Origin of the sequence: Paraburkholderia kururiensis JCM 10599 = LMG 19447 (genome assembly GCF_003986935.1) — a bacterium.
GTDB lineage: Bacteria > Pseudomonadota > Gammaproteobacteria > Burkholderiales > Burkholderiaceae > Paraburkholderia > Paraburkholderia kururiensis.
Genome location: NZ_RJZE01000008.1, coordinates 69,082 through 93,660, shown reverse-complemented (window position 1 = coordinate 93,660; position 24,579 = coordinate 69,082). Strand labels below are relative to the sequence as shown.

Here is a 24,579-nt window from a genome sequence, read left to right as displayed (position 1 = left end):
TGCTCGCGTTGTTGTTTCCCGCGCAGGATCCGACGTCTCAGAACATCACCCTCAGTCCCGCCATTAACGCGAGCTGGCGATTCGAATTGCTGTTCACGAGATTCGGAATCTGGGCGTAATTTGCCGTGCCGCCCGTTGCAGGGTTGATGCCCAGTCCCTGCCCGGAGGCCACCTGCCCGATCGCAACGCCGTACAGTGCCGTGCGCTTGGACAGCGCGTAGGTCGCGCCCAGGTTGACCTGATGGAAGCGAGTCGAACCGCCGCCTTCAACGTGCGCACGGTTGAAGATGTACGCAGCCCCGAGCGTCCATGTCGGCGTGAGGTTGTATGTGGTGTTCAATTCGGCGATATCGAACGTCACGTCCGCGCCGTCAGGGCGGGCGCTGCTCGCGAAGTACGCACTGTTTTCAAGCTTCGTGTGCGTATAGACGAGCGCCACCATCGCGTCACCTAGCGTGATCGACCCACCGATACCTGCCGCCTTCATGGCGCGCGCATTCTGCAGGTTGCAGTACATGGCGGCCGCGTTGCTGCAGGCAAAGTCGCCAATGTAGCCGGAGGCTCCGCCCAGTGCCGCATCGAGCGGATTATTGAGATCGAGATAGCCGGCACTCACCGACACGGGACCATGGGTATAGGCCGCAGCAAGCGCGTAGCCGCGTCGTGCACTGAAGTCGCCGGCCTGGCCGCCAAGACTGAACGTGCCGCCGAACGTGAACCCGCTGAAGTCGACGCTCGTGAACTTCACCGCGTTGTTCATGTTGAACGCTTCGTTGAGGTTGTCGACGTCGCCGAAATGCGAGCCGTAGAGCGTCGACCACGCGTTGCTCGACGCATAGACGCCGAGAAAGTCGGAGTACGAATCGTATTGCCGCCCAAGACTAAGGGTGCCGTACCGGTCGTCTCGCAGACCCACCCACGCCTGGCGACTGAAGAGCGCGCCGTTCTGCAGCATCGCGCCGTTTCCGGTCAGGAACTGGTTCTCGAGTGCAAACGTTGCTTTAAGGCCGCCGCCCAGATCCTCGGTGCCCATGAGCCCCCACCTCGACGGCATCAGATAGCCGCCGCCAAGCTGCACGGCATGGCCGCCGTGCACGGTGCCGTTCGCGTCGGTGACCTGCTGGTTGGTCGAATACAGCACCCCTGCATCCACCGATCCATACAGCGTCACACTGCTTTGTGCGTGTGCCTCGTGAACTGCTGCGCCGAACAGCATGACGCACGCGGCGGCATATCTCGCTTTAACTTTCATTTGCTACCTCCTATGTCTTATCAAGAATCCTGTGACCGGGATGCACTGCGATCTGGAGCGTGTCGAACGTCGGGCAACACCCGTCCCTCTGAGCGGCGCAAAGCGCCCTCAGCCGGTGAGGAAAATGTGGGAATGAAACGCGGCTACGCGTGCGCTAGAGCCGCGAGTTGCCGAGTGCGTCGAACGCGCGTGGATTGCGCGCCTTGAGCCGGCGGGCGCTGACGATTCCAGCGACCGCGAAAACCGGCATCAACACGGTGAGCCCATACGAGAGCCCGACGCTTGCGCCCGTCAGAACCGGGAAGTTGATGATGGCAAGCACGAGCACAGCGAGGAGCGCAATGCCCGAAAGCACCGGAAACACGACGACGCGCAACGCGCCTTCCTCGTGCTGCGCCGTCCGTGCGAAGAAGCGGAGCACGGCCGCGGACGACAGCACCATCAGGGCGATGATGCAAAGCGTCGCAAGATTCGTGAGCCACGAGAACAACGTGAGCACAGGGTCCGACTTGCCGACGATGAACGCGATGACGACGCACGCGGCAATGACGGTCTGCAATACTGAGCCAACGTGTGGGCTGCTGTGCGAGGCATGCGTGTGCCCGAGCGATGCCGGCAACAGGCCTTCGCGTCCGCTTGCATAGAAGTAGCGCGCCGCCGAATTGTGGAAAGCGAGAAGACCCGCGTAGACGCTCGTGATGAACAGCACGCTCATCGCGTCGGTCAGCGCATGGCTGGCGTAGTGATCGGACAGCGAATAGAGAAACGTCGTCGGGTCGGACAGTGCGTTCAGGGTCTTCACGATCTCGCCGGCGCCCGCGCCAATCACCATGCACCACAGCGAGAAGGCGTAGAAGCCGCCGATCAGCAGCACCGAGATATACGTTGCAAGCGGCACCGTGCGGCGCGGGTCTTTCGCCTCCTCGCTATAGATCGTGGTGGCTTCGAAGCCGACGAAACTCGCGAAGCAGAACAGGAATCCGATGGCAGGCGTGCCGCTCAGAAATACGTGCGGCGTGAACGACGCAAACGTGATGCCGTGTGCGCCGCCCGACTTGAGGATCGCCACGTCGAGAATCAGCACGACAATGTATTCGCCGAACACGAGCAGCGACAGCAGCTTCGCCGACAGGTCGATTTGCCGGTAGCCCAGCACCGCTATGCTGGCCAGCGCGACGAGCGAACATGCCCACCACGGCACCGTGATGCCGAGCCGCGCAGACAGAAAGCCGGACGCCACTGCGCCAAACATGCCGTAGAGCCCGATCTGCATCGTGTTGTAGCCGAGCAGCGCGAGAAACGCCGCAGCACCGCCCGCGGTTGCGCCGAGCCCGCGGGCCGTGAAGGCATAGAAGCCGCCGGCGTTCGTGACGTAGCGCGACATCGCCGTGTAGCCCGCGGCGAACATCAGCAGGATCAGCACGGTAGCAATGAGCAGCGTCGGTGTGCCGGCCCCGTTGCCCAGCATGATGCCGATGGGGAAGCCGCCCGCAATCGCGACGAGCGGGCCCGCGGCCGAGATGACGAAGAAAACGATGAAGCCGAGGCCGAGCGCGCCCTTGCGTAGCTCGGTCGAAGGTGTAGGGTCCATTGCGACACTCATTTGATTCGCTCCCGATGGAATGGCCTGTCTGCTGTCGTGGTGCACGGCATCGGGGCCGCTCGTCAGCGGTCCGACTGGACCGGACGATAGCCCGCCGTGTGGATGGCAATGTATGAAGCCAAAAGTCGAGTCCGGCAGCACAGATTGGCAAGACGTCGCATGCCTGGGGTTTACGCGTTCCCATGCGAGCGGGCTGCACCATGCCGTAGCGTGATCGAGCGAGGGATGGGCAAGGCGACCCGGCATTCATACGAATGCCGGGCCATGTGAGAGCGCTGGGACACGACACCACATCGCGCCGCGCCAGATGCAATCTTGAAGAAGGGACACCTGGATCATGCAGCGCACTGCGCACGCAGCGTTTCGACGTGCACGCAGCACGTCGCGTCAATTCTTTCGCGGCGTCTGCGAGGGCAATTCGCCGAAGAGGTCGCGGTACTCCCGCGCGAAGTAGCTGAGATGCGTGAACCCCCAGCGGGCGGCGGCATCGCCGATCAGCAATTCGCCCGCCGCTGTCGAGCGCAACAACTGGCGCACCGCGTTGAGACGGATGGAGCGCAGGTATTCGACCGGCGTGACGTTCGCGACGCGCTGAAAGCTCGTTTGAAGCGTGCGGCGGCTACAGCGCAGATGGCGGCACAAGTCCAGCACCGTGAGAGGCTGGTCGGCCTGCTCCTGGATCAGGCGTTCGCAACGCCGCACGATTTCGCTGTAGGTGCTGTGCGTCAGGTCGCGTGTCTCCTCGGTGGCGGCTTCGAGAAGACCGAGCATGAGGCTCACCACCTCATCCTGAAAAAGTCGGGTGGCCGACGGGTTGACGAAGCCGGCCGGATTGCGTGCCGCGGCCTCGAAATAGCGCGTCAGACCTTCGCGCAGAACGGCAACGCGTTCGCCGGGCACGGGCAACACGTGCTTCCTCAACTGACGCACGGCAGCGTCGCCGACCGTGATCCCGACGAGTTCCTCCATCGTTCCGGCCGCCAGGCTGACGACAGCGTAATGCATCGACTCCGGGGTGTAGAGGCGAAACTCCTCGTGCGTGCCGAGCGCCATGATGGCGTAGCCATCGACACGCTGCCCCTGGAACGTGCCCTGCATGGGCGCGGTCAGCGGCACGGCTATAGACGAGAGGCCGTTCGGCGAAACACCCGCCTGCACGACTCGCCGGTTGGTCGCTTCCTGGAAGAACTGGAAGCCCGGGCTGTTCACCTGGAACAGCGTGCCTTCGAAGCGGCCGGGCGTAAGCTGGCGATAAACCTGCTCCCAACCGTTGACGGCATGTGATAGATCGTGGGCGTCGGCGAGGGCGGCAATCCGAAATTCCATCATCCTCTCCTGCGAAACACCAGGCATCGTGCCCGATCAAAATTCGGATTGCGACAAGGTCTTCAGGACTTTCGTATAGCCAATGCCGACGCGCTACGTTCAGTGCGCAATACAGACCGATTTCGTCTCGGTGAAACCCTCGATTGCATGCCGGCCAAACTCGCGGCCAATGCCGGACTGCTTGTAACCGCCAAACGGCATGGCGGGATCGAGCGGCACATGGCAATTCACCCACACGGTACCCGCCTCCATCTGCGGCACGAGGTTCATCGCCGCGCGCAGGTCGTTGGTCCAAAGGCTTGCAGCGAGGCCGTATGGGCTGTCGTTCGCCAGATGCAAGGCTTCGGCCACATCGTCGAACGGTGCGAGCGCCAGCACGGGGCCGAATACTTCGTCGCGCACGATAGCGGCGTCGGGCGGAACATCGGCGATTACGGCGGGCCGCACGTAATAGCCCGGCTCTTCGGCTCGCGCGCCGCCGGCCAGAAATCGCAGCCCCTCGGCGCGGGCGCGCGCAAGGTGGTCTTCCACGCGCGCGCGGTGGTGCGCGGAAACCAGCGGATTGATCTGCGCAGACGGGTCGAGGCCTGGGCCCATCGTCATGGCGTTCGCGCAGTCGGCCAGCCCTTCGGCCACCTGCCGATATTTGCTGCGATGCACATAGATGCGCGACACGGCCGCGCACACTTGCCCCTGGTTCAGGAACGCGCCCGCAAGTGCTCCTTGTACGGCCTGATCGACGTCGATGTCGGCCAGCATCACCGCGGGATTCTTGCCACCGAGTTCGAGCGAAAAACGCGTCATGTTCTGCACGGCCGCCGTGCCGACCCGCTTGCCGGTGGGCGTCGAACCGGTAAACGAAATCTTGTTGACGCCTGGATGCGCCGCAAGCGCCGCCCCGCATTCCGCGCCGCCTGTCACCACGTTGAACGCGCCCGCCGGGATGCCGGCGTCGATGGCCAGTTCGGCAAGCCGCAACGCCGTGAGCGGCGTTTCGGGCGACGGCTTGATGACGACCGAACACCCGGCGGCAAGCGCGGGAACGAGCTTCCAGACCGCGATCATCATCGGAAAATTCCACGGCACGATACCGGCCACGACGCCCACCGGCTCGTGCCGCGTGAACGCCGTATAGCGGGCGCCAGGGGGAAACGGAATCGACACGTCGAGCGTCTCGCCCACGATCTTGGTTGCCCATCCGGCCATATAGCGGACGTACTCCAGCGTGGCCCCCACGTCGATCGCACGGGCAACATTGATCGACTTGCCCTGGTTGAGGGTCTCCAGCTGCGCGAGTTCCTCGGCGTGCGCCTCCAGCACGTCTGCGAAACGCAACAGGATGCGCTCGCGATCGGCGGGCCGCAGCCCGCGCCACACGCGCGCCTCGAACGCGGCGCGAGCGCTCGCCACGGCCTGGTCCACGTCGGTCGCATCGGCATCCGGCACCGTGGTCAGTACATGACCCGTCGCGGGATCGAATACGTTTGACCGGCGCGGCGAATGGGCGAGGCCAATGGCGCCGTCGATGAAGAGGCCGTGTTCCCGTCCGACGAATGCACGGACGGCGTCGCATAGGGCGACTGTCGCATCGCTGCTCATATCGTTGATCTCTCGACTCTGGGGGTGAAGTGGCATGCCCGGTGTACGTTTGGCCCGCAGCGTTCGCGGATCGGACACCGATTGCAGCCCTCCGACTCTAAAGAGCCGGCGCGACGCGCGTTAGCGCAAATCGGCAGATACGCGGGAATTGCGGGTAAACCGCGACGGGCGGCGCGCCGGGGCGGGCCGGGCAACTCAACGATCTGCCCGGCGAGCGGGCCATACTCAACGATCGGCCCGGCGAGCGGGCCACACGCACCGTTCAAACGTGCGGCGCCCGCGGAACAGCCGGCGCGGCAATAACACCGAGTCTGCTGCGTTCACCTGCATGAGCAGGACGAACCGCGTGCCGTCGTCGTGGGCCACGATGGCGCAACTCGCATGCACCAGCCCGCGGCGAAAACGCGGATCGACAGCCAGCACGTCGATTTCGTCGTGCAGACCCTCGCAGCGTGCACCGTCTACGACATTCCAGCTATCCGGCAAGCGCAACAGAATGTCTGCCACGTCCTCCTCGTGAGAGATCACGGCGGCAAGCGCGCCGGGGCAGCGCCGGAACCACGCCGGCACGCCCGCCGGCCTGACCGCCACCACGGCCACCGCGTAGAGCAGCAGTGCCGACTCGTCTGGCCTCCGGCCAGCGGTCGGTTGCCGGGACGAGACGGGGTTCATTGCGCGCAACGCAGAAATACCGGCCGTCGCGGCGGGCTTCGTCAATGGAACAGCACACCGACCAGTTCGGTGCGACTCGATACGCCGAGTTTGCGGAACATGCGCAGCAGGTGCGTCTTGACCGTGGGCTGGGCGAGCGCTAGATCGCGGGCAATCTGCTTGTTCGAGAGACCGTTGCGCACCAGCCGCGCGACCTGTTCCTCGCGATGCGTAAGACGCGCCGCGCGGTCCGCCGCCTCGGGCCCGGCCTGGGAGAGACACAGCGCCGGTTCGCGACGCAGCCTGGACGCCAGTGCGACTTCGAGCAATGGCGCAAGCGCATTCGCGCTTTCCACCTCCCTTCGGGAAAAGGGCGCCTCGGGCGCGAAGCGCAGCAGCGAAAATGCGCCGACCACATGGCCGTCGGCTCGCAAGAGTACTTCCATCACGTCGACCACGTGATGCGGCCGCAAAAAGCGCTGCCAGTAGACAGACCTGCTGCGCAGCGTCTCGGGCAGTTCACCGGCGAGCGTGACCACGCTGCCTTGCTGTTGGACACAGCGCGATGGATGTAACGGGTCGAGCAGGCAATAGCGCTGCAGATAGGTGCGATGCATGCCCTCCGCCAGGCCGAACAGTTCGAAGCCCGATGGCTGGCGATCGCTGCCGATCCGGTAGAACACCGTGGCGCCGGGCCGCACGAGTCCGGCGAGTGTGGCCACGGCGGCTTCGAGCACATGATCCTCGCGCCTGACGTGGCGCACAGCGGGGTAGGGGCGAATACCGGGGTCACAGATCATGACGTCTCCTTCATGAGCCAGTCGAGGCGTTGCCCAACCGATAGTAGTGACCGGCGCCCCGAAGCCGTGAGCCTTAATTGGCAAATCCCCTTCCCTTCGCCAATGGATCGCCTCGCGCTGTGGCGGGTTTCGCGGGCCAGCGCGCGTACCGGCGCCCCTTGCCCACCGGTCAGGACGACGTGTTCATTCGGGATGCCGCGTGACGTTGAGCACCTGGGCGTGCGCACCGACCGGGAAATTGGAGAGCGCGTCGAAGCGGTTGCCGTGATAGCCGAAGATCTTGCCGTCGGTCTTCATGCGTTCGAGGTCGATCATCACGACGCCGAGCGTCGGCACGATCTTCTCGCGCCAGATGAACAGATACAGCGCGGTGTCGATACCGATCGTGTGGCAACGGTCAACATCGCCCAGCCCCGCCTCCACGCCAGACAGACACTGCCACGCGTAGAAGTTGTCGTTCAGATAGATGTGCTCGTAGCGCTCGGTCGCACTGTAGATATACAGGTTGCGCATGCCGATCAACTCCGCGGTGGGCGCATGGAGCGCGGCGCCGTGGGTGCCGGCATCGGTGCCGATGCGGCCATGACGTATCTGCGCCTGCACGCCCGTCAGTTCCATTGCGCGCTCGACGCGCGTGAATGCGTCGATCCGCGTTTCCTTTTCGCCCGGCAGCACGCCCACGACGACCGTGCAAAGCTGTTTGCTCAGGTCCAGCACATAGCTGGTGCTGGACGCTCGCGATTGGCCGTCCGCGTCCACGAGCGGCTCGTCGGCGCCGATGTAATCGACGAAGTAGATGCCCGCGCGCAACGAGGTCACGCGGCACGCATGCCGTTCGCGCGGTTGTGCCGGTTGCGCGGCCCCCGCCGGGACACGTTCGACCTCCACCGATTGCGCGGTGTCGAAATGCAGCGTGTCGACGCCTCCATCTGCGAAGGTCAACACCAGTGTGCGTCCTTCGAGATCGCCGACGGGTGCAAGAATGTGGCTATTGGGCGCAAAGCCGTCGGCGAGCGCGCCGACCTGGATGAACGCGGGTTGGGACGTCATGATGAAGCGGGCTCCTGTGGACGAAGGCTGAACACGCACCGCCCATTGAACGGCGGCACAGGCATCCACTCTACAGACGCGTCGCCGCGCGCGGCATCGACCAGAAGGATGACAACGGCTGCAACGCGCCGTCGATGCAGCCACGAAACGGCGTTCGTGTGTCCGGGGTAAAAACGCATTGCCAACTTTTTTTGTTTGCGCAAGATCGCCGGTGACCATCGCCGACGGCCCGAAAATCCATGCAGCGCACCCTCCTGCCCTACGCCTCGCCCATCGCAGCTGCCGCGCCCGGCCGACGGGCTCTTATCGCGCCACGCGCCTCTTCAACCCGGGCGTCAACCACTGGACCTTCTCGCCGATCATCGGCGCGACGTACATCACCAACAGCGGATTCGAAATCTCGACCAGCATCGAGATCGATCAGAACACGACGAACCACGCAACGAACTACCGCAGCGGCACCGGGTTCCGGCAGGAGTTCGCGATCGGCCAGCACATCGGCCCGTTCACCGCCGGCCTCGGCGGCTACCTCGAGCGGCAGCTGAGCAACGACCACGGCCTGGTTCATTGCGACGGGACAACCGGCGATGTCGGTGCCGCTTTACTGGGACGAAAAGGGGCTGCCCGTCGGCAGTCATTTCGCAGGTGCGTTCGCCGCAGAGTCGCTGCTGTTTTCGCTTGCGGCGCAGCTCGAGCGGGCTGCGCCCTGGTCCGATCGACGACCACCGATCTCCGTTGGCGGTCCGACGTCGTAAGCTATCCGAAGGACGCTCCACCGCGCCGGCATCGCGACGTATGCCGACGCTTCGTGATGATCCTAGCCATACTTCGCGTCAAAGCATCTGCGGCTACCTCGATAAACCGATCCCGGCGTTTACGGGGGAAACCGGGTACTGCATGACAGGCGTTCCGCGCGCCGTGCATCGCGCGCGAATCCTCGGAGGTGCTTACGCTCCCCCTTCCCGCTGAAACACCGACGCTAGATGCTTCAGCGCGCGCCATGCGAAGCTTTGGCGCGCCCCGCCGATGGTTGCCGTGCCGTCGATCTCGCGTGGCCAGGCCTCGTTGGCCGGACATTCGTCGATCCGCACCCGGTAGATGGCCGCGAGCGGCACCAGTTGATGCGTGCCGGGCTGCTGCTGTACGGGCAGCGGGCCGCCGTAGACGCTCGCGAGCGAAGGCGTGTCGAGTGTCGCCACGTTCACGCGGTCGACCGCCGTCACGCGGCAACGCACCGCACCGAGTTCCGGCAACGACGCCACGAAGTCGACGCGGTCGCCGGCCGCGACGCGCGCAGCGTCGTCTTCGCCGACGAATGCCTCCCCCTTCACGCCGATCGGCCCAACGACATCGAAAACGTGCTCACCGCGCGGCAACCAGGTGCCCGGCGCCAGTTCATCGTCGGTTTGCACGACGCCGTCGAACGGTGCGCGCAGCGTCAATTGCGCGACTTGCGCGGTAAGTCCCGCCACGGTTTCGCGCGCGGCGTCCCAGCGCCGTCGCAGCGCCACACCCTGCTCGAGCAAGCGGCCGTCGAACGATTGCTGCTCGACTTGCCAGTTGAGCAGCGCTTCATCGGTCCGCGCCGCTTGCAGCCGATGCGTCAGATCGGGCGACGCCAGCACCGCGAGTACATCGCCAGCATGAACGCGCTGCCCGTCGCGCGCGATCGGCGCCTGCTCCGTCACGTAAGCCGCTTCGGGGGCATAAAGCCCTTGCGCGCGCGACGGCCCGAGCACGGCCGGCGCGCTGACGCCGCCGTGCCACGGCAGCACGAAGAAGCCGAGAAGCAGCACGCCGATGAACGCGGTGCGCCGCGTCTCGCGCCGCCAATGCAGATCGGTGCGGCGACGCCAGCACGCCGCGATTTCGCGCACGATCGGGCGCGCAATGAACCAGCCGAATTCGACGAAGAACAACATCAAGCCCAGCGCCTTGAAAAACGCGTGATAGACAACGAGAGCGATCGAGAAGAACACGACCAGCCGATACAGCCAGGTCGCAAACGAGAAGGCAATCAGGAAGCGCCGGCGCTTGGGCGCGCACGGCTCGGGCTGCGGATCCCGAAAACCGAACAGCCGCTCGCGCATCCACCAGCGGCCGAACGCAAACGCCCTGTCGTGCAGATTCGGCATGTCGAGCCAATCCGACAGCAGGAAGTAGCCGTCGAAGCGCATGAACGGGCTTGCATTGATCGTCAGCGTGCCGATCCATGTCGTCGTCGCAAGCAGGAACGCGCCGGCGCGCAGCGGCCCGTCGGGCAGCACGCTCCAGGCCAACGTCGCCAAAGCGGCCAACGCCAGCTCCGTCAGCATGCCGGCCGCGCCGATCCGCAACCGCTCGGCGCGCCCCGGCACCTTCCACGCTTCGGTCGTATCGGTATAGAGCACCGGCACCATCACGAGCAGCGCGACGCCCATCGTCGGCACGCGGCAACCGTAGCGATGCGCCGTGAACGCGTGTCCGAACTCGTGCAGCACCTTGGCGCAGCCGATCGCCACACCAACCGCGATCAGCCCGCGCAGGTCGGCATACGCATGAAACGTGTGGATGAACTCGTCCCAGCGGCGCGACACGAGCACGAGGCCGGTCAGCGCTATCAGCATCACGGCCATCCAAAACGCCGGCCGATAGGCGATTTCGGCATAGCGAGCGAAGCGCCGCAGGAACGGCATCGGGCGCCAAAGCGGCACGCGGATCATCAGGTAATGCTTGAGCAGCCACATCGCGTGGGAGAGCTTATGCGCCGCGGCGGCGCTCGCGAGCCGGCCCGTATCGGCCGGGCTCGTCGCAACGAGCAAGTGCTGATGGTGCAGCATGCGCACGAGCGACTCGAAGTCGTCCATCGTCAGATGGAGCGTGGTCTCGGCGTTGACCGAAGCCACGATCGCCTCGGGGTCGTCGAGCGGCCAACGCGAGAGCATCTCGAACGCGGGCCAGCCGATCTGGAAGAAACGATTCCCCGCGGGGTCGTGGAGCATCCACGTGGGTGCGCCTTCCGGCGTGGCCGCACCGGACGTGAGGCTCAGTTCCTGGCGTAGGGACGGAAGGCGTGCCATTAGTGCGCTGCGTCAGTGAAAGCGGAGGCCGTGCGCGGCTTACCAGCCGAGCCACTGCCGCGCGGTCGCCAGCGGGCGGCGCAACAGATAGTAGGCGAGCGGCACCCATCGGCCGTGAATGCGCGCAGTGCCCATCACGCCGAGCGGCGGCTTGACGCTGCCCGTGAACGTCGCCTTGAGGCGATACGCGACGACACCCTCGGGCGTCGGCTCGGCGCGATAGGCCACCGTATCGATGCGCGCATCGTATGAGGCGAGCGGAGAGCTCTTCGGATAGAGCGTGACGCTCGCGCCCGGCACGACGTCGACATTGTCCGCGGCAGGCACGTAGGCCGTCAGCTCGACATGCGCCGGATCGGCCAGCAGCATCACCTTTTCTCCGATGGACACCGCCTTGCCGTTCCAATCGTTCGGATCGGAGAAGACGGCGACGCCGGCGCGCGGTGCATTGACGCTCACGCGCGCCAGTTCGCGCGCGGTGTAGTCGAGTTCGACCGCGCTTTGATCGAGCTTGCCCTTGCGCAGCGCCATGTCCAGCCGGTCCTTGTCGTCGGTGACGGCGAGCTGCGCGGTCTGCCGATATTCTTCCTGCGCCGTCGCGTAATTTTTATTCGCCAGCGCAAAGCGCGAAGCCAACGCGGTGGAATCGAGCGCGAACAGCGGGGCGCCGGCTGCGACACGCTGGTTCGGTTGCGCGAACAAATGGTCGATGACGCCGTCGAGCGGCGCGCGCACGACGAACGGGTCTTTCGCCGTGACCTCGGCGGGCGCGAGCACCGTGAGCGGCACCGGCACGACAAGCGCGCAGGCGAGCGCCACGAGCATGCGACGCCGGTATTTACCCACGCTCAGCGCCAGTTTGGCGCGCTGTATCCACGAAGCCCGGGGAGAAAACGCCGCGAGCGCATGCGACCAGACGCGCGCGAGTTCGGCGAGAAGCGCTTCGTCGACAGGCGTCCACGGTTCTTCGCGCGCGAAAACCACCCCACCGAACGAGCGGCCCGTCCGATCGACGAGCGGCACCCACAGCGCGTGCGTCGGCCACCAGGCGTCCCATTCGGCCGCAAGCGCATCGGGCAGGCTATCGGCCGTGAAAACGCGCGGCCATGCGGGCGGCGGCGAGTCGGCGCTCTGCGCCGGCGCGTCCGCGGCCACGTTCACGTGCGCTTCGCCACCGGCCGCCATCGCCGGGTCAGGTTGCGAGGTGGACGCCGCGGGCGACGCAGAATGCACACGCCGTTCCAGCGCTCGGCATACCTCGCCGAGCCATTGCACATACGGCGCGCCCGGATCGCTTTGCGGCAAGCCCGACACCGCGGCCACCGCGCCGGGCACAGGCGCCGGCGCGCGCCACCATGCCGCCTGCCGGTACGGTACGAGCGAAAGCGTTTCGTTGACGACGACGAAACCAAGCGTCTCCTCGCTCGACGCCTCGCGTGCGCGCGCCGACAATTGCCATAGGAGGGCGAGCGCGCTCGCTTCGATCCGCAGCGGGGCGTTCATCGCGCGGCTACCATCTAACGACCGGCGGCGGCAAACCGCGCCCAGCCACTCATGCCAGGCAACAGCTCGGGCGTGTGGGCAGCGAGCGCGGCCGTCACGTCTACCGTCTGCGTAACGGGATCGACGCGCGCGCCGATGCGGGCCACCGTGGCCGGATAGCTCTTGCCGACTTCATCGACGCTGACCGTCAGCGCGTGGCCGGGCTTGAGCCAGGCCAGCCACTTCGACGGCACGATCATCTTCAGTTCGAGGCGGCTCGTGTCGACGATCGTCAGGAGCGGCTTGCCCGGTTCGGCGAACTGCTGGGCCGAGGCGCTGCGCTTGACGACGCGTCCGTCGAACGGCGCGGCAATGCCGCACTTGCGCACCGTCGCCTGCATGTAGGCGACCTCGGCCGCGCTGGCCTTCGCTTTGGCATCGGCTTCCTGCACTTCGATCTCGCCGATCGAATGCAATTGCGAAAGGCGATCGTTGACGCGCTTGAGCTGCACGGCCGCTTCGGCTTCGGCCTGAGCCTTGCGCAGTTGCGCCGCGTAGAGCGAGCAATCGAGCGAGACGAGCGTCTGCCCCGCACGGAACGCGTCGCCGTCGCGAAACGGCATGGAGGCGATCTTCGCGCTGATTTCGCTCGACACGTCGACTTGATCGCGCGCGACCAGCTGAACGCGGATACGGCCGTCGTCGTCGGCGCGAGCGGCCGAGGAAACGCCGGGCGCCGCAGGCGTCGTCGACGCATTCGGCAACGCCGGCGCCGCGGTTGGGGCTTGCGGTCCTGCGGCTCGCGCACTACCGGCCAAACAGCTGAAACCCACTACCATCAAGGCCGCGCTGCGCAGCCCTGCCATGCACCATCGATTCATTGCGTTCTTGCTCCATCCGCGTGGCCGAATTGGGCCCAGCGCGTTTGCTCCTGGTCGATCGATTGCTCGATCGATTTCAAATCGCCCTGGCCGGCTTCGGTCGGCAGCGGGTCGAGGCCGAGCGTCGCCAGCATCTGACCGTAAGCGCTTTCCAGCTCACCGTAGCTTTGATACAGGCGCAGCTCCGACATCATCGCGGATGTCGCCGCTCGAATCTCCTCGAGCTTGCCTTGCGCATTGGCGATCGTGGCGTTGTGCGTGTGCTGCAGGATTTGCCCGTCGACGTCGTTGATCTGCTTGAACAGATCGAACTGGCGCTCTTTCGCGCTCAACTCCGCACGCGCGACATGCACTTGCGTGAGCACCGCCATCGACAGTGCGAGCTGCTGCGCCCGCGCAACGTCGCGCTGAGCGTCGGCCATGCCGCGAATGTTCCTGGCGTTGAGCAAGTTGAGCAAGTTCCAGCTCACGTTGATGCCGGCCGCGCGCCACGCGTGATAAGCAAGGAAGCTGTTGCTGTCGTAGTGCGCGCCCAGTTGGAATTCGATGCCGGGCAACAGCTTGGCGATTGCCTTGTGCGTCTCGTTGATGCTGATGCGTTCGTTGTAGCTCGCTTCGACCAGTTCCGGCCGGCGCTCGAGCGCCGTCTCTTCCATACGGTCCATCGGCATGTCGAACGTCGGAACCGAGAAGCCCTCGGGCGGCGCGAGCGTGATATCGGTGCCGGGGGCGATGTTCATCAGCGAGGCGAGCCGCGGCTTTGCTTCATCGAGCTGGTCGCGCACCGCTTCGAGCTGACGCATGATGTCGAGCAGCGCGTGCTGATAGGCGAGCGTGTCGAGCGGCGAACGCAAGCCTTCCTGCTGCGACTTGCGCGAGTCCTCGAGCGCTTGCCGGGCCTGGCCGAGCAGCGGCCCGACGCTTTTCTCGAGACGCTGCGCGCCTACCGCTTGCCAGTAGGCTTCGCGCACTTGCTGCATCATCAGTTGCACGACCTTGCGCCGGCGCTGCTCGACGACGAGCACGCGGTCGGCTTGCTCCTTGGCCTCGAAGTAGCTGACGCCGAAGTCCAGCACGTTCCAGGAGAAGGTCAGATCGGCGGTGCGGTCGTTCTGATCGGTCGAGTACGACGGCTCCAACGACACCTGGTGCGTTTGCAGCGAAATCGATTCGGAGGCGAGCGGATGATTTCGGTTCGTATAGCCGGCCGCCGTGGTCAGCCGGGGCAGCATGTCGAAGTTCGCCACGTCGAGCTGCTTCTGCGCCAGCGCCTCTTCCATCATCTTCAGGCGATGATCGAGATTGAAACGGATCGCGCGCGCCATGGCCTCTTCGAGCGTCACGGGCCCGGTGATCGGCGGCTGGTCCGCGAACATCGCCGTGCGATCGGCCTGGGCGCTTTGCGCGCGCTCGGCGTCGGTGAACGGCGTCGGTTTGATCGCGCAGCCCGACAGCCACAAAGCGGCCACCGAAATCGCGATCAGCGTCGGACGCATTGCGCGTTTGGAACGGGCTTCGCACGAGGCGTTTGCGGCGGGCGCCAACGCGGGCGTAGGCATCATTTCGGCAACTGTCGGTTGTAGTCTCATTGGTCTAGACGGATGACGGGAATTCATACGCGACGCGCGGCGTCGATCGGATTCGTAACATGCAGCGCCGCGCGCGCCTGCGCGAACTGCTGATCGAGCGAAGGCTTGCCGACGGGGCGCGCCGCACGTGCAACGGTCGGTTCGACCAGCGCTGCATGGCCAGGTGTCTTCGGATGGGCGACACCGTGCGGGCCGTGCGGCGCGAGCACGATTTCGCGGCGCGTTTCGTGGCCGGATGCGTCGCGCGTCTGAACGACGATATGCACGTCCTCGACGCCCGGCGGCAGCTCGCCGCGCAGCACGCCGTTCGCCGCGTCGTAGTGAATCCAACCGGGCAACGAGCGGCCGTTGGCGAGTTGCACCGTGACGTCGGAGCCGCCGTGCATCGCTTCGGACGGCGGCAGCAGCGTCGCGACGTCAACCGAGAACGGGTCGTTCGGCGCAATCGTGATCGAAACGTCGGGCAGTGCGAGCGGCGCGTCGACGGGCGAAATCGAAATCAAAGCGTTGAGCGCCGTCATATCGAAGCGCGGCACCGACGCATGATCGAGCGAATGCATATTCGCCGGCGCGTTCGGATCCATGAACGTCATGGTCGTGACGACCGGCACCGAACCGATCGGCAACGATTGATCGAACTCGTCCAGCACGTCTGGAGGCGCGGTATTGTCGTCGCCCGTGAACTGCGAAGTATGCGATGCCCCCGACGTATCGACGATCGTTGGCGGCGGGGAAGGCAGAATCGGCGGGAACAGGGGCGCGTTGGTGATCGCGATCGTATTGGAGGCCACCGCGCTCGACTTCACGCCGTCGTTGACCGTGAAGGTCACCGTCCGGCTGCTGCCTGCGTTTTGTGCTCGATCGGAGTACGTGACCGCTTGAAGGGCCGCGGTCCATTGCGCGATCGTCGCCGTGCCGCCGGCGGAAGTCAACGTGAGCACACCCGTCGCGGCGTTGTAGCTCGCCGCGATATTGCCCGTCGCCGCGTTGCCCGTGAAGGCAAGCGTATCGTTCGACGAATCGAATCCGCCCGTGATCGACACTTGAGCCGATGCAAGCGTCGTGTTGTCCAGATCGCTGATCGTGACTTGCGGGGCCACCGCCACCGGTGTCGAGCCGATGCCTCGCGCCGTGAACGACACGTTGCCGCTGACGGTCAAGACCGGCGTTTGGTCGGTATCGGTCACCGTGATCGTCCGTGTCGCCGCTACGCTCGTATTGTTCCCGCCGTCGATGGCCTGGAAGCTCACCGTGCGCGTCGTGCGGTCGGGTGTGAGCGCGGTATCGTCATAGGTCACCGACCGCAGCGCGCTCTGCCATTGCGCCAGTGTGGCCGTGCCGCCGACGGAGGTGAGCGTCATGACACCCGTCATCGCGTCGTACGACGCGTCGATGTTGCCCATGGTCGCGCCGTCGTTCGTGAATGCCAGCACGTCCTCGCCGCTATGCAACCCGCTCGAGATGCTGACCGTGACCGAGCTGAGGGTGTTGCTGCTGCCGTCGGTTATCGTCAGACCCGAATCGACGGCGACGGGTGTGGAGGCTGTCCCGTCGCCGGCCACGAAAGCCGCCGATCCGGCATCGGTCGTGATGACCGGCGCAGCGATGTGCACCGTATCGGATGCGACCGCGCTGGTCTTCGTGCCGTCGCTCGTCGCGAACGAAATCGTGCGGTCGCCCGAGGTCGTGTTCGGGCCGGTGGCAAATGTGACTGCCGACAATGCGCTCGCCCACTGGGCGTCGGTGGCGGTCGCACCGACCGACGAGAGTGTCAACACACCGGTCGCTGAGTTATACGAACCGACGATGTTGCCGAACGTCGTCGTGTTCGTATTGGCAAATGTCAGCGTGTCGCCGCTGTGGAAGCCCGTGCCGATCGAAACGGTTGCCGTCGATTGCGTCGTGTTGTCGAGGTCGGTAACCGAAATGCCGCCGTCGATCGTCGCGCCCGACGTGCCCGCCACGTAGTTCGTCGTGCCGCCTGTCGTGGTGACGATCGGCGTTTGATCGGTGTCCGTCACGGTGACCGTGCGCGTCGCCGTATTGCTCGTGACGCTGGCCGTGTCGACCGCCGTGAAGCTGATCGTGCGGGTGGCGGCGTTCGGCGTAACGGCCGTGTCGGTGTACGTCACGGCATCGAGCGCAGCCTGCCACTGAGCCAGCGTCGCCGAATGGCCGGAGGACGTAAGGGTCAACACGCCTGTGGCGGCGTTGTACGAGGCGGCGATATTGCCGTACGTCACCGCGCTCGTGTTCGAGAACGCGAGCACGTCTTCGCTCGACTGGAAGTTGCCGGTGATCGCAACGGTCGCCGAGGACAGCGTGGAGGCCGCGCCGTCAGTGAGTGTCAGCCCCGAATCGATCGCCACCGGGGTGGATGCCGTGTTGTCGCCCGCGACGAATGCGGCCGAGCCCGAATCGGTCACGATCGTGGGCGGACCCACCACGTCCACTGTGTGGGTCGCCACCGCACTGGTCTTCGTGCCGTCGCTCGTCGCGAACGAAATCGTGCGGTTGCCCAGCGTTGCGCTCGACCCTGCCGAGAACGTCACGGCCGACAGCGCGCTCGCCCACTGGGCGTCGCTAGCCGTCGCACCCGAGGAGCTCAGCGTCAGCACGCCCGTCGCTGAGTTGTACGAACCGACGATGTTGCCGAACGTCACCGAGCTCGTGTTGACGAACGTCAGCATGTCGCCTGCGTGGAAACCCGTGCCGATCGAGACCGTCCCCGACGATTGCGTCGTGTTGTCGAGGTCGGTAACTGAAATGCCGCCGTCGATCGTCGCGCCCGACGTGCCTGCCACGTAGCTCGTCGTGCCGCCTGTCGTCGTGACGATCGGCGTTTGATCGGTGTCCGTCACGGTGACCGTGCGCGTCGCCGTATTGCTCGTGACGCTGGCCGTGTCGACCGCCGTGAAGCTGATCGTGCGCGTCGCGTTGTTCGGCGTAACAGCCGTGTCGGTGTAAGTCACGGCATCGAGTGCGGCCTGCCATTGAGCCAGCGTCGCCGAATGGCCGGAGGACGTCAGGGTCAACACGCCTGTGCCCGCGTTGTACGACGCGGCGATGTTGCCGTACGTCGCTGCGCTCGTGTTCGTGAACGCGAGTACGTCTTCGCCCGAATGAAAATTGCCCGTGATTGCGACGATTGCCGACGATAGCGTGGAAGCCGCGCCATCGGAGAGCGTCAGCCCCGAATCGATGGCCACCGGTGTCGATGCCGTGTTGTCGCCTGCCACGAAAGCAGCCGAGCCCGAATCGGTCACGATCGTGGGCGGACCGAGCACAGCGACCGTGTCCGTTGCCGTGGCGCTCGTCTTCGTGCCGTCGCTCGTCGCAAAAGAAATCGTGCGGTTGCCCGGCGTCGCATTCGAACCCGCCGAGAACGTCACGGCCGACAGCGCGCTCGCCCACTGCGCATCGGTGGCCGTCGCCCCCGCGGAGGTCAGCGTCAGCACGCCTGTCGCCGAGTTGTACGAACCGACGATATTGCCGAACGTCACTGAACTCGTGTTGACGAACGTCAGCGTGTCGCCTGCGTGTAAACCCGTGCTGATCGAGACCGTCCCGCTCGCCTGCGTCGTGTTGTCCAGATCGCTGACCGAGATACCGCCGTCGATCGTCGCCCCCGAGGTGCCCCCGACATAGTTCGTCGTGCCGCCCGTCGTCGTCACAATCGGCGTTTGATCGGTGTCGGTGACCGTCACCGTGCGCGTCGCCGTGGCGCTCGTATTGCCTGCCCCATCGACGGCCGAGAAGCTGATCGTACGCGTCGCATTGTTCGGCGTGACCAGAGAGTCCGTATAGGTCACCGAACGCAACGCACTCTGCCATTGCGCCAGCGTTGCCGTCGCCCCCGATGAAGTCAGCGTCATCACACCCGTTGCCGAGTTGTACGACGCCGTGATGTTGCCCATCGTCGAACCATCGTTCGTGAACGCGAGCACGTCTTGGCCGCTGTGAAAGCCACCGGTGATCGCGACCGTCGTCGACCCAAACGTCGTCGCGCTGCCGTCGGTCACCGTCAAGCCCGAGTCGATCGCCACCGGCGTCGACGTCGCGTTGTCGCCCGCGACGAATGCTGCCGACCCCGAGTCGGTTGTGATGACCGGCGGCGCCGTCATGTTCACCGTGTCGGTCGCCGCGGCACTCGTCTTCGTACCGTCGCTCGTCGCAAACGAGATCGTCCGGCTACCGTACGTCGTACTTGTGCTCGAGAACGTGACGGCCTTCAGCGCTGCAGCCCACTGCGTCATATCGGCCGTGGCCCCGGCGGACGTCAACGTCAGCACGCCCGTCGCGGCGTTGTACGAGGCCGTGATGTTGCCCATCGTCGAGCCGTCATTGGTGAAACTCAGCGTATCGCCGCTGTGGAACCCCGCCGAGACCGACACCGTGCCCGACGATTGCGTCGTATTGTCCAAATCGCTGACCGAGATGCCGCCATCGATCCTCACGGCCGAGGACGCGCCCACGTAGCTCGTCGTACCCCCCGTCGTCGTCACGATCGGCGTTTGATCGGTCGCCGTCACGGTTACGTCGCGCGTGACCGTGCTGCTCGTGTTGCCGGCGCTGTCCACCGCCGTGAAGTTCACGGTGCGCGTAAGGGCATTAGGCGTCACCGCCACATCGGTGTATTTGATCGAATCGAGCGCGCTGCGCCATTGCGCGAGCGTTGCCGTCGAGCCGGCCGAAGTGAGCGTCAATGTTCCGGTGATCTGATTGAACGAGGCCGCGGTGATGTTACCCATCGTCGAGCCGTCATTCGTGAACTGCAGAAAGTCTTCGCCGCTCGTAAAGTTGCCCGAAATGGTGACGGTCGCCGATGACAGCGTACCGGTGGCCGAATCGGTCACGGTCAACCCCGGATCGACGACTACCGGCGTCGACGCGGTGTTGTCGCCGGCCACGAATGCGGCCGAACCTGAATCCGCCGTCAGTTGAAGAGGGTTCACGACATTGACCGTATCGGTTGCCGCTGTACTCGTCTTCGTGCCGTCGCTCGTCGCGAAGGAAATCGTCCGCGCGCCGAGCGTCGTGCTCGAACTCGAGAAGGTGACCGCCGACAGCGCGTGCCCCCATTGAGCATCGGTGGCCGTCGCCCCGGCGGACGTCAGCGTCAGCACGCCCGTCGCCGCGTTGTACGAGGCCGTGATGTTGCCCATCGTGGAGCCGTTGTTCGTGAACAAGAGCGTATCGCCGCTATGGAAGCCGCCGGAGATGGATACGGTGCCCGACGATTGCGTCGTGTTGTCCAAATCGCTGACCGAGACGGCGCTGTCGATCGTGACGGCCGCCCCCCCGTCGCCGTAGTTCGTCGTGCCGCCCGTCGTCGCGACGATCGGCGTTTGATCGGTTGCCGCGACGGTCACGTTCTTTGTGACCGTGTTACTGGAAGACGAATAGGCGTCACTCGTCAACGTGAAACTGACGGTACGTGTCGAAGTGTTCGGTGACACAGCCGTATCGGTGTAGGTGACCGCCCGGAAGGCGTTCTGCCATGCCGTGATGGATGCGGTGCCGCTTGCCGATGTAAGCGTCAGCACGCCGGTGCTGCCGTTGTAGGTGGCGGAAATGTCACCGTATAGCGCGGCGCTGGTGTTGGTGAACGCCAACACATCCTGACCGCTCGAGAAGTTGCCCGTAATGCCGACCGTGCCCTGCTTCGCGGTGGTCGCATCGCCATCGGTCAACGTCAGCCCGCTATCGACTGCCACGGGCGTCGATGCCGTGTTATCCGCCTCGACGAAAGCGGTGCTGCCGCCGCTAGCCGTCACGACCGGCGGCGACGACAGATCGACATAGGTGAAGTTGTTGAGTGTCGGCGACAGGAAAAAGCCGTCCGTCTCGCGCAATCTCAGGGTGGTAATACCGGCAAATCCCGCGTTGCTCGAAAGATCCACATGACTCGTGGAACCATTGATTGCCAATGATGCGACAACGGTACCGGACGAATTCAGTCCCTCGATAGTCACCGCTCCGCCGAACGTGTCGACATCGAAACTCTGGACAGCCATCTTGTCGCCGTTCGTCAACGTCATCGTCATCGACGTCAACTGGGTGTTCTGCACATTGCCGAACAGCACCCCATCGGTCGAACCCGTGCTCAACGGCGGCGTGCCGCCTTGATTGACGGTCGTACTGTCGACGGCAAACTCGACGGCCTGATCCATCGTGTACGTGAAGGCGCCGAGCGAAAACGACGTAACGCCCGATGCGCCGCCTGGCGTAACGTAGCCGAGTTCGCTGTCATACGTTTCATTCGCCACTGCTAACAATGCGCCATATTGCTGCTCAGCCGCCGATGAAAAAATCACCGACGTATGCACAGCGCCCGCATCATATTCGAGCGACCAATCGCCGCCCAACGCAGCTGCGCCTGTCGCATCGGTCGACGCCGCCACGTTCAGTCCCGTCACCGAGGCGATCTGCTGCACGAGCGCCTTGCCGTCCGCATTTTGAGCGACGTCGCAGCCGTAAATCAGAAAGTCACCGCCGGGCTTCATGGCTGCGCCGATCTGCGCAAGCTCGGCGCTATACGCCGATATGTCACCCGCGTTGAGCCACGTGCTGCCGATCTGCACGTTGCCGTCGGACCCGTGCGAGACGAGATGAATCGCACTGACGCCCGGGTGCTGCTGCAAGTATTGATCGATTTGCACGAGGCCATCCTTCGACGAATCGAGAACGACGACCTGCGTTCCTTGCGGCACGCCGGAGAGCAGCGTTTGATAGTTAGCGACGTTCGAATTGACGAAGACAACCTGACGATCCCCGGACTGCGCCGCCGTATCGGTGAAGCCATGCACGGCACGCATTGCGGCGGAATCGCCCGCGACGCCGTTCGACGCCTCGTTCATGTTGCCTTGCACGGCGCGCATCGACGCTGCCGCGTTGGACGCCGGCGCGTGGCCCGCCGCCCCTTCAGCGACGCCGGTCTGCGCGGACGCGTGTGCGGAACCGGCATCGCCGACATTCGCCTGCGCAGCCGGATGCTGAGCGGCCGTCACGGTCGCCCCGATCGCAACAGCGGACGCGTCATAGACGATGCGCGGCTCGAGCGCGACGATGAGCGGCGCGGGCAACGCAGGCTGTGCGCTGCGCGTGCTCGCGCCGGATCCGCGGATCGCGGCGAGAAGCTTCGTGAGGCTGGCGGCGAGTTTCATCGCTTGATGTCCTTTGAAGCGCGCCGCAGCGCGGCGCGCCCTTCCTCTGTTACCCGCGCGAGGGGAAGACCCCTTGTAGCGCAATGATGAAGTTGATGCCGAGATACGGATTACGCGACGCGAAGGGAACGCTGCCCCCCATGATGCTGTTTTGAACGGTGGACGCGCTGGCCTGCAGATTCACGTTGAACGGCTTCAGGCTGGTCACGTTGTCGGTCGCCGTGCTGTATAGCGATGCAGGCCGCCCCCCGGCATTGCATGGCCCGAGCACCGTGGTCGGCCCCGGAACACCGCCTTCGCCCTGGGTCGACGTCGTCGCCGGGATCGAAATCGCACCCGTCACGGCGCCGCCGCCGGAGACCGTCGCCACGTGCGTGTGCTGCGGCATGTTCTCCGTCGTGAGCGCGATGTTCTCCGTCCCGCCGACTTCGCCGATATCGATATTCGACAATCCCAACCCCTGCCCGACGCCCACGGGCGTGCGCCCTTGCAGGTTCGGCAACTGGTAATTCGACACGCCGTTGCCGCCGTAGTACGTGCCGAGCAGCCCGAACAATGCCTGGTTTTGCGAAATGGGCAGCAATTGCCCCTGGCACTGAGCCCAACCGGTCGGCGCAAAGTTGAAGCCCACCATGCGGATCTCGCCCAAATACGGATCACTCATCGAACGCCTCCTGTCGAAGAAAGGTAAATCGTCTTACGTCACGTCCGATGAGCCGGCCGCCTTGGCCAGCTCGTCGGCACGAGCGTACACAACGACAGTGAGCGTCGATCGTCCGTCCTCGGTGGGCCGCGTCGGCGTGGCGAGCAAATCCCACGCTCGGCCAGCGGGTGAACCGATGCGATAAACGTCCTGCGAAAGAGAAATGCCCGCGGGAAGTTCGAACATCGCCGCGTAGCAGACAAAACTGTCATTCATGGGAATGCCGGCGTTCGCATGCAACAGCACCGCGTCGACGGTTTGCCCGTCGGCGGCGCCAAACGTGAAACGCTGCCCGATGGCATCGAGCAACTCGGCATGGGTAGGGATGGACAGCAAACAAGCCCTCGCTCGTTGTTCGTTATGTATCTGGCCGGTATTGCCGGCCGTGTTCTATGTTGTTACCGTCGCATCCTTCACTTCATGCAGCCGTCCGCAAGCGAGCCGCTCATCGAACGCTGAAACGCATACGCGCTAGCTCACATCGCCTTGCGCGAGTCCTTCGATGTCCGTCACATCCGCATCATCGAACCGCATGACGGGCCGCCGCATCTGCATGTAAATCCCGTTCTCGCCCGTCGGCTCGAACCCGAGCCGACGATAAAGCCCTCGCACCGGATTGTTCATCTCGACGTACAGCATCACGGGCATCTCCCGTGCCGCCGCCTGCGCCACGAACGCGCGCATGAGCCGCGTGCCGATGCCCGCGCCGCGATGAACGGGCAACAGTGCGATGTCGACCAGGCGCGCTTCGCTGCCGCCCCAATGGTGATAAAGACGCCCGATCGGATTCTCGCCAAGCATGATGACGTCGAAACGGCAGTGCGGATAATGCTGCCGGTAATACCTGTCTTGCATCGAGAACTGATCGGCAAGCAATGCCGCGATTTGCTCCGCACTCCAGCCTACGTGGGCGAATTCCTGCGCGCGCGTGCTTTCGAAAACGATATACAGAAAGGCACGGTCACGATCGTTCGCAGGCCTGATGCGCACACGATCAGCATCGTCCACGCCTTGTTGCGTGGCGGCCAGAGCGCCATCGATGCTATCGGCCATCTGATATCTCATTTCCTTGCACGGACAAACTCAACCAATCGATGGAAAGACTGTGTCGACCGGCCCTGGAAAACTGATAAAGGCGATGTGGATATTAGTCTAGAGATACTACCGTCGCAACCGCGCCGATACGACGTCTCCTACGTGAATACCCTGATCGACATTTACGGCCTTTCGATGAAAAGGGCCTATATGCGTTATCGGCCGCTGCGACGATTAATTGAATGTTTTTTTGCTCTTAAATAGGGGCGTGTTGCTGCGTTTTCGTGGCGCACCAACATTGTCGCGACATTCCGCCCAATTCGGGCGTCCGACGAAGAAGAACCTTGGGAGAAGGGGCGCCGTCGTGGACGCGCGCCCTTAGA

Annotated in this window: 16 protein-coding genes and 2 pseudogenes; 3 read left to right on the top strand and 15 right to left on the bottom strand. The window is 64.7% G+C overall.

The window, feature by feature from the left end; translation table 11 throughout:
* Positions 1-37: 37 nt before the first annotated feature.
* From PKKP23_RS11520 to PKKP23_RS11490, 7 genes are all read right to left on the bottom strand, one after another.
* Entirely contained in the window at positions 38-1,252 is a 1,215-nt protein-coding gene (locus tag PKKP23_RS11520; RefSeq protein WP_176048834.1) for a porin, read from the bottom strand.
* Positions 1,253-1,406: 154 nt separating this feature from the next.
* Positions 1,407-2,855 (bottom strand): APC family permease, encoded by a 1,449-nt coding sequence (locus PKKP23_RS11515; RefSeq protein WP_126876977.1) that lies wholly within the window; start codon positions 2,853-2,855, stop codon positions 1,407-1,409.
* Between the two features lie 387 nt (positions 2,856-3,242).
* Positions 3,243-4,181 carry a helix-turn-helix domain-containing protein gene (locus PKKP23_RS11510; RefSeq protein ID WP_017774996.1) on the bottom strand — a complete coding sequence of 313 codons (939 nt, stop codon included), beginning with the start codon at positions 4,179-4,181 and terminating at the stop codon, positions 3,243-3,245.
* Between the two features lie 99 nt (positions 4,182-4,280).
* Positions 4,281-5,780 carry an aldehyde dehydrogenase family protein gene (locus PKKP23_RS11505; RefSeq protein WP_126877084.1) on the bottom strand — a complete coding sequence of 500 codons (1,500 nt, stop codon included), beginning with the start codon at positions 5,778-5,780 and terminating at the stop codon, positions 4,281-4,283.
* Positions 5,781-6,005: 225 nt separating this feature from the next.
* The gene (locus tag PKKP23_RS11500; RefSeq protein WP_126876976.1) at positions 6,006-6,452 is read right to left on the bottom strand and encodes a hypothetical protein; all 447 of its coding nucleotides are present in this window, start codon (positions 6,450-6,452) and stop codon (positions 6,006-6,008) included.
* Positions 6,453-6,493: 41 nt separating this feature from the next.
* Positions 6,494-7,231 (bottom strand): helix-turn-helix transcriptional regulator, encoded by a 738-nt coding sequence (locus PKKP23_RS11495; protein ID WP_126876975.1) that lies wholly within the window; start codon positions 7,229-7,231, stop codon positions 6,494-6,496.
* Positions 7,232-7,414: 183 nt separating this feature from the next.
* Complete coding sequence (locus PKKP23_RS11490; protein ID WP_126876974.1) at positions 7,415-8,281, bottom strand: MoaF C-terminal domain-containing protein; 867 nt, start codon at positions 8,279-8,281, stop codon at positions 7,415-7,417.
* Positions 8,282-8,492: 211 nt separating this feature from the next.
* Here PKKP23_RS11490 and PKKP23_RS11485 point away from each other — a divergent pair.
* Together PKKP23_RS11485 and PKKP23_RS34510 are read left to right on the top strand one after the other, a co-directional pair.
* Positions 8,493-8,813 (top strand): annotated as a pseudogene (locus PKKP23_RS11485) (transporter); the annotation flags it as partial.
* Positions 8,814-8,835: 22 nt separating this feature from the next.
* A pseudogene (locus PKKP23_RS34510) lies at positions 8,836-9,036 on the top strand (amidase); the annotation flags it as partial.
* Positions 9,037-9,228: 192 nt separating this feature from the next.
* Here PKKP23_RS34510 and PKKP23_RS11475 read toward each other — a convergent pair.
* The 8 genes from PKKP23_RS11475 to PKKP23_RS11440 all read right to left on the bottom strand — a co-directional run bounded on the left by PKKP23_RS11475 (position 9,229) and on the right by PKKP23_RS11440 (position 24,106).
* Positions 9,229-11,340 carry an HlyD family efflux transporter periplasmic adaptor subunit gene (locus PKKP23_RS11475; protein WP_126876973.1) on the bottom strand — a complete coding sequence of 704 codons (2,112 nt, stop codon included), beginning with the start codon at positions 11,338-11,340 and terminating at the stop codon, positions 9,229-9,231.
* A 39-nt stretch (positions 11,341-11,379) separates the two neighbouring features.
* Positions 11,380-12,843 carry an efflux RND transporter periplasmic adaptor subunit gene (locus tag PKKP23_RS11470; protein WP_126876972.1) on the bottom strand — a complete coding sequence of 488 codons (1,464 nt, stop codon included), beginning with the start codon at positions 12,841-12,843 and terminating at the stop codon, positions 11,380-11,382.
* A 14-nt stretch (positions 12,844-12,857) separates the two neighbouring features.
* On the bottom strand, positions 12,858-13,703 hold the full coding sequence (locus PKKP23_RS11465; protein ID WP_033350876.1) for an efflux RND transporter periplasmic adaptor subunit: 846 nt from the start codon (positions 13,701-13,703) through the stop codon (positions 12,858-12,860).
* Positions 13,700-15,265 carry a TolC family protein gene (locus PKKP23_RS11460; RefSeq protein WP_126876971.1) on the bottom strand — a complete coding sequence of 522 codons (1,566 nt, stop codon included), beginning with the start codon at positions 15,263-15,265 and terminating at the stop codon, positions 13,700-13,702. The genes PKKP23_RS11465 and PKKP23_RS11460 overlap by 4 nt, the downstream gene beginning before the upstream one ends.
* Before the next feature lie 50 nt (positions 15,266-15,315).
* Complete coding sequence (locus tag PKKP23_RS11455; protein WP_126876970.1) at positions 15,316-22,458, bottom strand: DUF4347 domain-containing protein; 7,143 nt, start codon at positions 22,456-22,458, stop codon at positions 15,316-15,318.
* Positions 22,459-22,507: 49 nt separating this feature from the next.
* On the bottom strand, positions 22,508-23,122 hold the full coding sequence (locus PKKP23_RS11450; RefSeq protein WP_126876969.1) for a phage tail protein: 615 nt from the start codon (positions 23,120-23,122) through the stop codon (positions 22,508-22,510).
* A 33-nt stretch (positions 23,123-23,155) separates the two neighbouring features.
* On the bottom strand, positions 23,156-23,470 hold the full coding sequence (locus PKKP23_RS11445; RefSeq protein WP_126876968.1) for a DUF6916 family protein: 315 nt from the start codon (positions 23,468-23,470) through the stop codon (positions 23,156-23,158).
* A gap of 162 nt (positions 23,471-23,632) precedes the next feature.
* Entirely contained in the window at positions 23,633-24,106 is a 474-nt protein-coding gene (locus PKKP23_RS11440; RefSeq protein ID WP_338120149.1) for a GNAT family N-acetyltransferase, read from the bottom strand.
* Between PKKP23_RS11440 and PKKP23_RS34305 the strand changes: the two genes are divergently transcribed.
* On the top strand, positions 24,011-24,460 hold the full coding sequence (locus PKKP23_RS34305) for a hypothetical protein (protein ID WP_205703002.1): 450 nt from the start codon (positions 24,011-24,013) through the stop codon (positions 24,458-24,460). The genes PKKP23_RS11440 and PKKP23_RS34305 overlap by 96 nt on opposite strands.
* Positions 24,461-24,579: the final 119 nt, after the last annotated feature.

Coding starts and splice junctions, on each gene's coding strand:
- PKKP23_RS11520 (WP_176048834.1), bottom strand. CDS start 1,252: ATGAAAGTTAAAGCGAGATATGCCGCCGCGTGCGTCATGCTGTTCGGC.
- PKKP23_RS11515 (WP_126876977.1), bottom strand. CDS start 2,855: ATGAGTGTCGCAATGGACCCTACACCTTCGACCGAGCTACGCAAGGGC.
- PKKP23_RS11510 (WP_017774996.1), bottom strand. CDS start 4,181: ATGGAATTTCGGATTGCCGCCCTCGCCGACGCCCACGATCTATCACAT.
- PKKP23_RS11505 (WP_126877084.1), bottom strand. CDS start 5,780: ATGAGCAGCGATGCGACAGTCGCCCTATGCGACGCCGTCCGTGCATTC.
- PKKP23_RS11500 (WP_126876976.1), bottom strand. CDS start 6,452: ATGAACCCCGTCTCGTCCCGGCAACCGACCGCTGGCCGGAGGCCAGAC.
- PKKP23_RS11495 (WP_126876975.1), bottom strand. CDS start 7,231: ATGATCTGTGACCCCGGTATTCGCCCCTACCCCGCTGTGCGCCACGTC.
- PKKP23_RS11490 (WP_126876974.1), bottom strand. CDS start 8,281: ATGACGTCCCAACCCGCGTTCATCCAGGTCGGCGCGCTCGCCGACGGC.
- PKKP23_RS11475 (WP_126876973.1), bottom strand. CDS start 11,340: ATGGCACGCCTTCCGTCCCTACGCCAGGAACTGAGCCTCACGTCCGGT.
- PKKP23_RS11470 (WP_126876972.1), bottom strand. CDS start 12,843: ATGAACGCCCCGCTGCGGATCGAAGCGAGCGCGCTCGCCCTCCTATGG.
- PKKP23_RS11465 (WP_033350876.1), bottom strand. CDS start 13,703: ATGAATCGATGGTGCATGGCAGGGCTGCGCAGCGCGGCCTTGATGGTA.
- PKKP23_RS11460 (WP_126876971.1), bottom strand. CDS start 15,265: ATGATGCCTACGCCCGCGTTGGCGCCCGCCGCAAACGCCTCGTGCGAA.
- PKKP23_RS11455 (WP_126876970.1), bottom strand. CDS start 22,458: ATGAAACTCGCCGCCAGCCTCACGAAGCTTCTCGCCGCGATCCGCGGA.
- PKKP23_RS11450 (WP_126876969.1), bottom strand. CDS start 23,122: ATGAGTGATCCGTATTTGGGCGAGATCCGCATGGTGGGCTTCAACTTT.